We start from the raw sequence: 11953 nt of genomic DNA, 5'->3' as shown, positions 1-11953 counted from the left end.
GATTTATGAGGTAGCAATTTACTTAAAATCATTTTGGTATGCCATAACTGATAAAATTTTAAAGTACGGATCTTTATTTTTGAATATAATCACCATTCAAAAAAGTATCAGGATACTGATTGTATAGTAATTTCTGCAGTGTTGAATACAAAACGATCTTCGGGAACTTTACCTAATAACAGACGCCCAATAGGAGAATTAGCAGCAATAGCAAAATAGGAAGTGTTGTTTACCAGCAGTTGACCAGCAGAAATACTTATAAAGTAGTTCCCTTTTGATGTAGTTACCAAACTTCCTAAATGTGCAGGTTGAGAGGAGATGGCAATATCAATTTTGGCTAGTATTTCTTGTAACTTTTGTACTTCGGCAAGCTGTTTTCCAGCTTTTTCACGTTCTAGTTGTAACATGGCACGACCAGTTTCATGCTTATCCCCCGCAGTACTTTTTGTTTCAGAAGTTAAGGATTCCTGGATATCACTAATGGTATGTTGGATGCGTTCTAACCGTTGAGCTACATACTGCTTGCATTGGTTGTATAGCTCAAGTTTAATGTTCTCTGTATTCATTTTGTTGTGGCTTATCAAATACTAAGGTACCATAATTACGCATTTGAATAAAGATCCATTCCGCTCTTTTTTGGGTGTAAGAAGATGGAGGGTTGGCAAGATATTTACGAGGATTAGGTAATATGGCAGCTATGGCAACAGCTTCTTCTCGGTTAAGATTAGCAGCGGTGGTGTTATACCAAAATTTTGCTGCTGCTTCGGCACCATATATCCCGTTTCCCATCTCGATGCTGTTAAGATATATTTCAAGAATTCGCTCTTTGGTCCACAGCTTTTCGATCAGAAATGTAAAATAGACCTCAAAACCTTTACGCACCCAGCTTCGCTGAGGCCAAAGAAATACATTTTTTGCGGTTTGTTGTGAGATCGTACTTGCACCTCGTAATCGTTTGCCAGCCTTATGTTCGGCGAGTGCTTTTTCTATAGCTTCTTGGTCAAAACCGTTGTGCTCCATAAATCGTTGATCTTCGCTGCAAATTACAGCAAGCTGTAGGGATTTAGAAATTTTGGATAAGGGTACCCATTTGTGCTGAATGGTGTGTTGTTTCTCGGATTGTAATTTACGTATACCCATTAGAGGGGTAGCAGGTACATCAATCCATTTGTAGGCAAGTACCCATAAAAAACTAATGACAATAAATGCAACCGTACTTTTGACTATAAACCGAAAAAACTTTCTCATAACACCATCAATTATTACAAAAGATCTGCTAATTCTGTGCCAACTTGAGTGCCGATGGCAACTCCCATTCCTCCCAGGCGCACACCACAATAGACATGATCAGAGATGGGTTGAACAATAGCCTTTTTACGATTGCCCACACCCATTATGCCGCTCCAGCGATGCTCAATTTCAAAATTAGTATCTGGTAAAATCACCTCATGTAAAAGCTGTTCTAATTTATTCTGTATTAATGGTGTTTGTTCTAATAGGGTTGTTTCTTCAGTTTTAAAATCAAGATTTCGGCCTCCTCCCAATAGGATTCGGTTATCGATATTTCTGAAATAGTAATACCCCTTATCCAGATGGAAAGTGCCTTTGATATGTAAATTTTTGATTGGTTGGGTAATCAGTACCTGAGCTCTGGCAGGTTTCACCTTGGTAATGCCCAATTGTGAGGCAAAACCATTGGTTGCAATAAGTGCTTTGTTGGTATAGAACGTAAAATGTTCGGTTTTTATTTCTACAGCAGTGTTAAGATCTTCAATTTGAGTCACTTGGCAAGCGCTTAGGATTTTGATATTTTGCTGATGCACTTTCTGTATCAAGGCATCCATCATCTTGCCGGTATCAATTTGACCTTCGAACTGATTTACAATATACTGCGAATGAATATTCTTGAAATCAAAGTGATTTTCTGAAAGGAAGAAGGTGTCTTTTTTAAAAATAGGATGTAACAACTGGTTAATTTCCTCTTTTCTAGACAAACATTCTTCAAACAATGCTATGTCTTTTTGGGCAAATAATTCGTACCCTTGATGGGCTTGAAAATCGATGGCTTGATCTCCTAAAGTTTCTCGCAGCAAACTTAAACCATGATATCTTTTTTGAACAAGTTGTAATAGCTCCTCTTCAGAGTGGCTGTTGAGGTCATCCAAGATTTCAGATAAGCTCCCAAAACAGGCAAAGCCCGCATTTTTGGTGCTAGCACCGTTGGGCAGTATACCTCGTTCTAGAATTACAATTTTGGCATTAGGGAATTTTTCTCGTACCCTTAGTGCACAAGAAAGTCCTACGATCCCACTACCTATAATGGTGAAGTCGATATTGGACAACCATGTTTTGTATTCCCAATAGCTTAGATTCATAAAAAAAGCCTCTATTAAGAGGCTTTGGATAATATTATTGTTGTTTTGGTTCTTTCATTTCAAAGTCCTCCATAAACTTTGTTGTATAATTACCAGCAACATAATCTGGATGATCCATAAGTTGTCTGTGGAAAGGAACAGTAGTTTTTATTCCTTCGATAATGAATTCATCTAATGCTCTTTTCATTTTATTGATTGCTTCTTCTCGTGTTTGAGCCGTAGTAATCAATTTGGCAATCATAGAGTCATAATTAGGAGGAATAATGTATCCACTATATACATGGGTATCTACTCGAACACCATGTCCTCCTGGAATATGTAAATTGGTAATTTTTCCTGGCGAAGGTCTAAAGTCCTTATAAGGATCTTCAGCATTAATTCTACATTCGATAGAGTGCAATTGCGGATAGTAGTTCTTTCCTGAAATTGGCACTCCTGCAGCAACTAATATTTGCTCACGGATCAAGTCATAATCTACAACTTGTTCTGTAATAGGGTGCTCTACCTGAATACGAGTATTCATTTCCATAAAGTAGAAGTTTCTGTGTTTATCTACAAGAAATTCTACCGTTCCTGCACCTTCATATTTGATAAACTCGGCTGCTTTGATAGCTGCTTCACCCATTCTGTCTCTCAATTCGTCGGTCATGAATGGAGAAGGAGTTTCTTCGGTAAGTTTTTGGTGTCTACGTTGTACCGAACAATCTCTTTCAGACAAGTGACAAGCACGCCCGTTACTATCACCTACTACCTGGATCTCGATATGTCTTGGCTCTTCGATAAGCTTTTCCATATACATATCATCGTTTCCAAAGGCAGCTTTACTTTCTTGTTTAGCAGACTCCCATGCGGCTTGCAGGTCTTCTTCTTTCCATATAGCACGCATTCCTTTTCCACCACCACCGGCACTTGCTTTTAGCATCACAGGGTATCCTGTTTCTTTAGCTACTTTTACACAAGTTTCGAAGTCAGGAATAACTCCTTCACTTCCTGGTACACAAGGAACTCCTGCTTTGATCATGGTTGACTTTGCAGAAGCTTTATCTCCCATTTTGTCAATCATTTCAGCGCTGGCCCCAATAAATTTGATTTGGTGTTCTTCACAGATTTTAGAGAATTTGGCATTCTCTGATAAGAATCCATAACCAGGGTGTATTGCATCTGCATTTGTAATTTCTGCAGCAGCAATAATATTCGACATTTTTAAATATGATTCGGTACTGGGTGCTGGTCCAATACAAACGGCTTCGTCTGCAAATCGAACGTGTAAACTTTCGGCATCTGCTGTAGAATAAACCGCAACAGTTTTGATTCCCATTTCCTTACAGGTTCTGATTACCCTCATGGCAATCTCACCTCTATTTGCAATTAGAATTTTTTTAAACATAACTTCTTAAAAATTACAATTGTCCAAAAAACAAATTCCAGGGTTGTTCACCTTTTGGAATTTGGTGTTTGAATTTTGGGATTACTTATGATGGGTCTACTAAGAAAAGAGGTTGATCAAACTCTACTGGAGAAGAATCATCAACAAGAACTTTTACTACAGTACCAGAAACTTCACTTTCGATTTCGTTGAAAAGCTTCATCGCTTCAATAATACAAAGTACATCTCCTTCTTTTACACTGTCTCCAACTTCTACAAAAGTAGGTTTGTCTGGAGAAGGTTTTCTATAGAAAGTTCCAATGATAGGAGATTTGATTGTAATATATTTTGAATCGTCTTCTGCAGGTTTTTCAGTCGCTGCAGGTGCCGCCGGGGCAGCTGGTGTTGGAGCAGCTTGTACTGGTGCAGGTTGGGCAGGAACTGCGCTACCAACAGGAATCTGTTGAACAATTGTCGTTTCCTTGCTGTCGTCTGATGCAGTTTTGATGGTGATTTTAACGTCATCCATCTCTAATTTTACTTCGCTGGCCCCTGACTTGGCTACGAATTTAATCAAATTCTGAATTTCTTTTAAATCCATAATATTGGGTATTGTGTGTTTAGTTGTTTAGGAATTATAGGCCCATTTCAGATAAATAGAACCCCATGTAAAGCCTCCTCCGAAAGAGGCAAACACGATATTATCTCCTTTTTTGAGTTGTTTTTCATAATCATGCAACAATAATGGTAAGGTGGCCGAGGTGGTATTACCATATCGCTGTATATTCATAAGGACTTTGTTTTCGTCAAGTCCCATTCGATTAGCAGTTGCGTCAATAATTCGTTTATTAGCCTGGTGAGCAACTAACCAATCTACGTCATCTCCTGTTAGATTGTTACGTTCTAAGATTTTGGTACTGGCATCAGCCATATTAGACACAGCATATTTAAATACTGTTTTACCGTCCTGTTGCACAAAATGCTGCTTTTTGGCTACGGTTTCTGCGGATGCAGGTAGGATAGAACCACCAGCTTCGATTTTTAGGAATTCTCGCCCTACACCATCGGTGCGCAAGTACTCATCCTGAAATCCATAACCTTCTTCGTTAGGTTCGAAAAGAACAGCACCTCCACCATCACCAAAAATGATGCAAGTAGCACGATCAGTATAGTCTATAATAGAAGACATCTTATCGGCACCGATAAGTAATATCTTTTTATATCTTCCTGATTCGATATAGCTTGCTGCGGTAGACATTCCATATAAAAAGCTGGAACAAGCTGCTTGTAAATCGTAAGAAAAAGCATTCACTGCTCCAATTGCAGAAGCTGCAAAGGCTGCAGTTGCAGCTACCGGAAGATCTGGTGTTGCTGTTGCAAAAATAACCATATCGATCTCTTTGGGATCCAGGTTCCTTTTGGCGATAAGATCTTCGGCTGCTTTAATGCCTAAGTAAGAGCTCCCTTTATCAGTATCTTTTAATAATCTGCGTTCTTTAATACCTGTACGGGTGGTGATCCATTCATCGTTTGTGTCAACCATTGTTTCCAAAATCTGATTTGTTAACACATAATCTGGCACATACGCGCCTACAGCTGTGATAGCGGCTGTGATTTTACTCATATCTTGATTTTAGTTTCATCTGAGCAATTTTGCTTCAGATGGAATTCACCAATTGATGCTTTACACTTCTGTAAAGCAAGGGTTTACCTTAAAAAATATTTAGTTCATCTCATGAATTATAGCACAAAAATGAGCTAAAAAGTCGTTGAAATTACTAAATTATATACAAATATGGCGCAAAATAATTGGATTTTGACACATATTCAACTAAAAACAAAAAAACTCTCACAAAAGTGAGAGCTTACTTTAAAATTTTAACAGTAGCCTTATGCTACTTCCTCTTCGGTATTATCGATTACTACCTGTCCACGGTAATATAATTTACCTTCGAACCAGTGTGCTCTGTGATATAAATGTGCTTCACCAGTTGTAGGATCCGTAGCAATTTGTGGTACAGAAGCTTTATAATGCGTTCTTCTTTTATCTCTTCTAGTTTTCGATATTTTTCTCTTAGGATGTGCCATTGCTCAGCTATTATTTATCGTTTAATAAGTTTTTTAATTTATCCCAACGAGGATCCGTCTCCTCATTATCATTTGTTTCTTTATTTTTTTCCTTTGGACTTAGCTCTTCCAACTTTTCGAGTATGTCAGACTGTAAAGTACCATCTTCAACACCAGGATGTACTCTTTTTGAAGGTACACCTAATACAATAAGTTCGTAAATATATTGTTGTACATTCACTTCATATTCTCCATGTGGAATAATAAGAAGCTCTTCATTTTCATCATTAAACTCCTGACCAAATTTAATTACCAAAAAGAAATCATCTTTTACAGGTAAATCAAATGGTTCATTAGTAACATCGCAATTTACATTTACCGTACCGCTAGCTTTAAACTCAAGTTCTAAAAGCGTTGCTTTCTTGTTAAACTCAAGATCAATGGTTATTGCAGCAGCATTGAACTCATCATACTCAAAATGTTCAAAGAACGTATTGTCAATCTCATACTTGAAGCGATGTAATCCTTGCTTCAATCCAACAAAAGGAATAGTATACTCTTTTAGTTGTATCATTCTATCACCAGTTTCAAGCGTCGCCAATTTAATTAAGGCGGGTGCAAAGATAACAAAAATTCGTTATGAAAGTATTTTTGTAAACAAAATTATATCAGAAAGTTAGTGAATTGATAGGTTGCTCACAAAAGCACTTTATGATTCGCTCACTTCTTTGCAGGTTAAGCTTGTTGTTGATTGTTTTTGTTTTGTGGTTTACGAGGTTGTTTTTTTAGTGGATTCTTAGTCAAGTCCTGATATTCGTTTCTATTCTTATAAATTTTTAAAGCGGCAAATACTGCTTCTTTAAAAGAGCTATTGTCAGCTTTGTTTTGTCCCGCTATCTCAAAGGCTGTCCCGTGATCTGGAGAGGTTCGCACTTTGTTCAATCCAGCCGTATAGTTTACGCCTTTACCAAATGATAAGGTTTTGAAAGGAATCAATCCCTGATCGTGATAAGCAGCAACAATAGCATCAAAAGCTTTATAATTATCCGAACCAAAAAAGCTGTCGGCTGCATAAGGACCAAACACCAACTTACCAGAATCTATAATCTTTTGAATAGTTGGTTTTAAAACTTCTTCATCTTCTTTACCAATAACACCATTATCTCCACTGTGGGGATTAATACCCAGCACAGCAATTTTGGGTTTGGCTATGGCAAAATCCTGTTTTAGGGTGTGGTGTATGGTATTGATTTTTTGCTCGATAAGCTCTGGAGTTATGGTTTCTGCTACATCTTTTACAGCGACATGATCCGTAAGCAAACCAACTTTTAGATCGTCTGTAATCATAAACATCAAACTATTGCCTTGTAATTCCTGATCCAGATAATCGGTATGACCAGGGAATTTGAATTCGTCGGATTGGATGCTACTCTTATTAATAGGAGCGGTGACCAATACATCGATTTCATCATTTTTTAAGGCTTGGGTTGCAGCTTTCAAAGATTTGATAGCGTAACTTCCTACTTTTTCATCTTCTTCGCCAAATTTTATGTCCAAAGGCTCTTTCCATACATTCAACACATTGATTTTTCCATCCAAGATTTGAGAGGTCTTATCGATACCATGAAGATTGATATTGGTTTGGTACTTTTTCTTAAGAAAAGAAAGAATCTTTACTGATGCGAAAATTACAGGGGTGCAAAAATCCAGCATTCGAGTATCCTGAAAAGTTTTCAGGACCACTTCGCTTCCTATACCATTTAAATCACCTATAGAAATTCCTAATCTTATTTTTTTCTTTCTTCATTATATAAAGTACTTAATCTGTATTTTTGAAGTCCAAAATCAAACCTCAAATAGTAAGATCACAAATTTAATTAAATAATTCGCATTTATGTTTACTGGGATCATTGAAGAATTAGGAACGATTACTTCCTTGAAGAGCGATCAGGAAAATCTGGATATTACTGTACAATCCAACTTTACATCAGAGTTGAAAATCGATCAAAGCGTGGCACACAATGGAGTTTGTCTTACCGTGGTTGCTATCGATGGAGATCATTATACGGTTACCGCGATTAAAGAAACTTTGGATAAAACTAATTTAAACGACCTGAAAGAAGGAGCTATTGTAAATCTGGAAAGAGGAATGAAACTGGGTGATCGACTGGACGGACATATCGTGCAAGGGCATGTAGATCAGACCGCAGTTTGCAAATCAGTAACTGAAGCTGATGGGAGCTGGTATTTTACTTTTGAATATGATCCGGGTCTAAATAATATCACCATAGAAAAGGGATCTATAACGGTAAATGGAGTAAGTCTCACGGTGGTGAACTCTCAAAAAAGTGAGTTTAGCGTAGCGATTATTCCGTATACTTATGAGCATACCAATTTTAATACGTTTACTGAGGGTACGGTGGTCAACCTGGAGTTTGATGTGATCGGAAAATATGTAAAACGCATTACCGAATTGCAATAGGATTATTGACGTTCGTACCTTGAATAAAACCATAGTTTGGGAGAAAGATTAGGGTCGTCACCCGAATAATAACCCCATCCAATAATCTCGTAATATTCTTGAGATACGGTTTCTTTGAAGTATTCGATTTTTTGAGGATTTTGTTCGTTGCGTTGCCAAATAATGGTGTTTTTTCCTTCGGTGCTACCACTATGAATCACGGTCTCGTCTGGTTTTCTAACCACGCACCATAACTTTCCGTCCTGAATCTTATTGACTCCATGGCTTACGATTTTTTTGCCGGTATCTGGGTAGTAATCAGTAATGGTTACTTTCTGAAAATATGGAGTATCTGATTGATATACTTGCAATACATCGATACTATTTACTTGTTTTAATCCTTCTTTTTGAAGGCTGGCTTTGCTGATGTTTTTTAAGTCTATTTGGTCTTTAGGTACTTGTTGCTGATCCTCAAAAATCAGGAACTCACCTTTCCAGGTACCATCAAGGATTTTATAGACATTTTGATGCTCTTTGTCTGCGGTAGTGACCTTTGGTTGAGTTTCAATATTATCAATAGGAACTTTGTTCTGGCAACTACTGTTTATCCAGAACAAGACAAATACATATATGTGCCATTGTTTAGTCATATCAATGTCATATACGGTATTTTGGTTTTAAAATTAGAAGTGTAGTGTACTGGGGTAGGCAGAAGTAGAAAAGATGTTACATCAATTCTACTTCATTAAATTTAAATAGTGACACTTTGTCCCTTCCGATCTTTAGGAGTACACCTCCCAGATCACTTAAATTTGAGCAGGATTGAAAATCCAATACTTTACCAAAATACTGGCTTTTTGTATCAATTACTTTATACTGCATAACTTACAATTTGATTCGTATTTCCCAATTTCTTTATTCTAGTCGTTTTTTCCCAAAAAACATACCAGATAATATCAAATTCGTGGGGTAAATGTAATAGGCAATGTTGGGAATCAAAAAAAAACTTATTAGGTTTTATTAACAACATTTCAAAGATTTTGAGTGTAAGTATTTGTCTTACAGTACTTTTAGAGTTTAAAATGAGAATATAGGGCAAAATTAATTTTTGGAATTATTCCAAATTTTGTATCTTTGTTTTGGAATTATTCCAATAATCTCTAGGTAGACCTCATTTATAATTTTAAGAGATTTTCACCTTTTATTAAGTTATTTTTTGGACCTGATGGCATGCGATTTGCAAAATTAATAGTAACCAAATCGTATGACTATGATAATAGAAGTACCTAATGAAAATGATTTTAGGCTATGAGTGGTATTAATTATGAAATACAAAACAGAAAATTGCAATCGTATAAACATACGTTTGACTATAATTTTTGTAAGCGAAAGTATAACGAGTATGCTTCTATGGACTTGAAGAAGTTTCAGAAGTGTTTGATGGATCCTAAGAAATTGGGTGAGATTGGTCATTTGTGTTCTTTTATTCTATGGGTCAAAAACAAAGAAAAGCATGAGTACCGGGATACCCTGGGAGATTATGGACTAATCCATTTATTATTTCACTGTTTAGAGAATGAACATCACGCCAAAATACATGGTGAATATATCCATATGTTATTTAAGGAAGATATCAAATTGGTGTAATAGATGTATCATAAATTATATGCAAGCTGTTTCTTTTAAGGAACAGCTTTTTTTGTGTTATGGAAACAAAAGTTTTTTAAAAAAGCATTGAATACTATAATTTGATAAAGGGTAATTTTAATATCTTTTTATAAAATATAAGAAACCTAATAATACCCTGTTTTTTGATAATTAACCAACAATAATTTATAAGTATAAAAATAATTTTGAATTGATAACATACACAAAATATAAACATTATGACCAACGATTTAAAATACTATTTATATCTCTCGAAAGTAAAAGTTGATATGCTTTGGGATCAAATTTCGATTAAAGACAAGGATCAAATTTCGATGGATTTAAAAATAAATTTGGGACTCATATCTGCAGGGATAAAAGAGTTACATGAAGACAAAAATCTATATAATAAACTTAACGTAATTATTGAATATTTAGAAAACAATAGTCTAATTGGCACTTTGGAGAATCCTAGAGATTTTTTTAGAGGTTCTTTGGATATGAGCTGGCAAGAGTTAAGAATGGTACATGGAATGTCGTCAAACGAAAGAATGGTGTTGTTTTCAGGCGAAGATGATAAATCTCAGAAAGTACTTGGTTTAGTAGGTTCAGTTGTGCATATCGTTGGGATGAAACACCTTGAACCTGCTACAATTTATTATATAAACCCTTCTTTTTGGTCAAATATAGTAGATGAATTAAATCCTCCTGATCAAAATGAATTAAAAAAAGATATGTATGGTATTCATGCTCATGTCAATCGTGAAGTTTCAGGCAGAAAGGAAAAACCTAAAAAACAAAGAGTGGAATTTGTAGCTAAAACCTTCTTCTTGAAAGATAAATTTATCCTCGGGTCACCGATTTATGTAGCAGAATCAAATGAGATAATTTGAATAAAGTGATAGTAGAAATTGTAGTTAAAAGATTAAAATTTTTCATTTGAGAGATAAGCAATTGGAAATTTACCTTATAAAAAACAATAAAGCTATCGCATTTACATCTGTATTTCTAGGTTGCGGTTATCCTTAGAATTGAACCACTATCACAAATAATAAAAAAGGGTTTCTCAACAATTCGAGAAACCCTTTTTGAAATTTATCGTTCAAACTGGTAGCAAGTACCATTATAGCTACAAACTCCAGCACAATTTGCCAAGCAAAGTCGAAACCTTTCTGCTGGGTCAGTTGGGATCAGAGTGCTATCATCTCCCGTATAATCTGGGTTTTCACCTCCTGTTAAAGATACCTTTTGTTCTTTGTTTAATTGTTGTACGCCGTCTAATTTTAAAATGTTGTTTAACATAGTGAGAGAAATTAAAAATTAATAAAACTTTGATGTATTGATTTTAAAGGGAACGTAAGAATTCCCCTTTTTAAATGCTTAGATAGATTAAAGCGGAAATGGAAAATTGGGCCTATTAACCGTACGCCCATCTGCCCAGGTTCTGACCTCCGGATTTACCACCCAAATTCTTAGCCCGTTGGTGGCAAACTGATTGATTTCATAAGCGGATCGTAGACGCAAAGTGATTACATCCTGTCCCTGGGCGTTTACATATTGTGTTCTATCCGTACCTCTGTAGGTGCCAATGATTGCAGATCCTGTAGTAGTTCTGATATCCACATAAGCGTTTGGTTCAAAATTGTCTCCAACAATCCAAATGCAATTGTAATCATCACATCCAGCTCCTGCACTAGAGATGCTAGGAGTAAGTACTGCTGCTTCTGATTCTATGATCGCTGCATTATACAATCCTAAGTATAAAACAATATTGGAACAGCTTGGATGATTTAAGTAAGATACTATTCTGAATCCCGGTGGAACAGGAGTATTCGCACAATGCAAAAACTGAGTGGATTTGTTGAGATCCAGTTCATCAAGATCTTCTATAACTTTGATGTCTTCTGTATTTTCAACTGAAAGCTGCTCTTCAAATAGGTCATCTTCGTTTTGACAGCTTACCATCACTAAGATGCTGATCAAAAAGATTGCATTAATTATTCTTTTCATTTCGTTAGGGTTTATTTGAGTGATACC

General features: G+C 36.0%; 16 protein-coding genes. 3 read left to right on the top strand and 13 right to left on the bottom strand.

Features of this window, described 5'->3' with window-relative positions:
* Positions 1 to 107: 107 nt before the first annotated feature.
* The 9 genes from AC0L3Q_RS24695 to pdxA all read right to left on the bottom strand — a co-directional run bounded on the left by AC0L3Q_RS24695 (position 108) and on the right by pdxA (position 7551).
* Complete coding sequence (locus AC0L3Q_RS24695; protein WP_473283900.1) at positions 108 to 566, bottom strand: 3-oxoacyl-ACP synthase; 459 nt, start codon at positions 564 to 566, stop codon at positions 108 to 110.
* Positions 547 to 1248 (bottom strand): monofunctional biosynthetic peptidoglycan transglycosylase, encoded by a 702-nt coding sequence (mtgA, locus tag AC0L3Q_RS24690; RefSeq protein WP_473283898.1) that lies wholly within the window; start codon positions 1246 to 1248, stop codon positions 547 to 549. The genes AC0L3Q_RS24695 and mtgA overlap by 20 nt, the downstream gene beginning before the upstream one ends.
* 14 nt (positions 1249 to 1262) lie before the next feature.
* Complete coding sequence (locus AC0L3Q_RS24685; RefSeq protein WP_473283896.1) at positions 1263 to 2375, bottom strand: NAD(P)/FAD-dependent oxidoreductase; 1113 nt, start codon at positions 2373 to 2375, stop codon at positions 1263 to 1265.
* A 34-nt stretch (positions 2376 to 2409) separates the two neighbouring features.
* Positions 2410 to 3762: an acetyl-CoA carboxylase biotin carboxylase subunit gene (gene accC / locus AC0L3Q_RS24680; protein WP_073316148.1), complete on the bottom strand. Its 1353-nt coding sequence runs from the start codon at positions 3760 to 3762 to the stop codon at positions 2410 to 2412.
* An 85-nt stretch (positions 3763 to 3847) separates the two neighbouring features.
* Positions 3848 to 4342, bottom strand: coding sequence for an acetyl-CoA carboxylase biotin carboxyl carrier protein (accB, locus tag AC0L3Q_RS24675; protein WP_473283894.1), 495 nt, complete (start codon positions 4340 to 4342; stop codon positions 3848 to 3850).
* 27 nt (positions 4343 to 4369) lie between these two features.
* The gene (locus AC0L3Q_RS24670; protein ID WP_473283892.1) at positions 4370 to 5365 is read right to left on the bottom strand and encodes a beta-ketoacyl-ACP synthase III; all 996 of its coding nucleotides are present in this window, start codon (positions 5363 to 5365) and stop codon (positions 4370 to 4372) included.
* Positions 5366 to 5631: 266 nt separating this feature from the next.
* Entirely contained in the window at positions 5632 to 5829 is a 198-nt protein-coding gene (gene rpmF / locus AC0L3Q_RS24665; protein ID WP_073316151.1) for a 50S ribosomal protein L32, read from the bottom strand.
* A 10-nt stretch (positions 5830 to 5839) separates the two neighbouring features.
* Positions 5840 to 6382, bottom strand: a complete 543-nt coding sequence (locus AC0L3Q_RS24660) for a YceD family protein (RefSeq protein ID WP_473283889.1) — start codon at positions 6380 to 6382, stop codon at positions 5840 to 5842.
* A gap of 161 nt (positions 6383 to 6543) precedes the next feature.
* Entirely contained in the window at positions 6544 to 7551 is a 1008-nt protein-coding gene (pdxA, locus tag AC0L3Q_RS24655) for a 4-hydroxythreonine-4-phosphate dehydrogenase PdxA (RefSeq protein ID WP_473283887.1), read from the bottom strand.
* A 151-nt stretch (positions 7552 to 7702) separates the two neighbouring features.
* Between pdxA and AC0L3Q_RS24650 the strand changes: the two genes are divergently transcribed.
* A complete protein-coding gene (locus AC0L3Q_RS24650; protein ID WP_473283884.1) occupies positions 7703 to 8290 on the top strand; it encodes a riboflavin synthase in 588 nt (195 codons plus the stop codon).
* A gap of 2 nt (positions 8291 to 8292) precedes the next feature.
* On the opposite strand, the gene AC0L3Q_RS24645 is transcribed toward AC0L3Q_RS24650, so the two are convergent.
* Both AC0L3Q_RS24645 and AC0L3Q_RS24640 read right to left on the bottom strand, forming a co-directional pair.
* Positions 8293 to 8919, bottom strand: a complete 627-nt coding sequence (locus AC0L3Q_RS24645; protein WP_473283881.1) for a hypothetical protein — start codon at positions 8917 to 8919, stop codon at positions 8293 to 8295.
* A gap of 76 nt (positions 8920 to 8995) precedes the next feature.
* Positions 8996 to 9151 (bottom strand): hypothetical protein, encoded by a 156-nt coding sequence (locus tag AC0L3Q_RS24640; RefSeq protein ID WP_170864594.1) that lies wholly within the window; start codon positions 9149 to 9151, stop codon positions 8996 to 8998.
* Positions 9152 to 9577: 426 nt separating this feature from the next.
* Between AC0L3Q_RS24640 and AC0L3Q_RS24635 the strand changes: the two genes are divergently transcribed.
* Together AC0L3Q_RS24635 and AC0L3Q_RS24630 are read left to right on the top strand one after the other, a co-directional pair.
* Positions 9578 to 9916, top strand: a complete 339-nt coding sequence (locus AC0L3Q_RS24635) for a hypothetical protein (RefSeq protein ID WP_473283877.1) — start codon at positions 9578 to 9580, stop codon at positions 9914 to 9916.
* 239 nt (positions 9917 to 10155) lie between these two features.
* On the top strand, positions 10156 to 10809 hold the full coding sequence (locus AC0L3Q_RS24630) for a DUF7019 family protein (RefSeq protein WP_473283874.1): 654 nt from the start codon (positions 10156 to 10158) through the stop codon (positions 10807 to 10809).
* A gap of 202 nt (positions 10810 to 11011) precedes the next feature.
* Here the strand turns inward: AC0L3Q_RS24630 and AC0L3Q_RS24625 are convergent, their stop codons facing one another.
* Together AC0L3Q_RS24625 and AC0L3Q_RS24620 are read right to left on the bottom strand one after the other, a co-directional pair.
* Complete coding sequence (locus AC0L3Q_RS24625; protein WP_473283871.1) at positions 11012 to 11218, bottom strand: hypothetical protein; 207 nt, start codon at positions 11216 to 11218, stop codon at positions 11012 to 11014.
* Between the two features lie 87 nt (positions 11219 to 11305).
* On the bottom strand, positions 11306 to 11926 hold the full coding sequence (locus tag AC0L3Q_RS24620) for a hypothetical protein (protein WP_473283868.1): 621 nt from the start codon (positions 11924 to 11926) through the stop codon (positions 11306 to 11308).
* Between the last annotated feature and the right edge of the window lie 27 nt (positions 11927 to 11953).

It is taken from the genome of Aquimarina sp. KJ22-3 (assembly GCF_055808215.1).
Note: the sequence above shows the minus strand (reverse complement) of the source record. Positions and strands in the feature narration are given on the sequence as shown.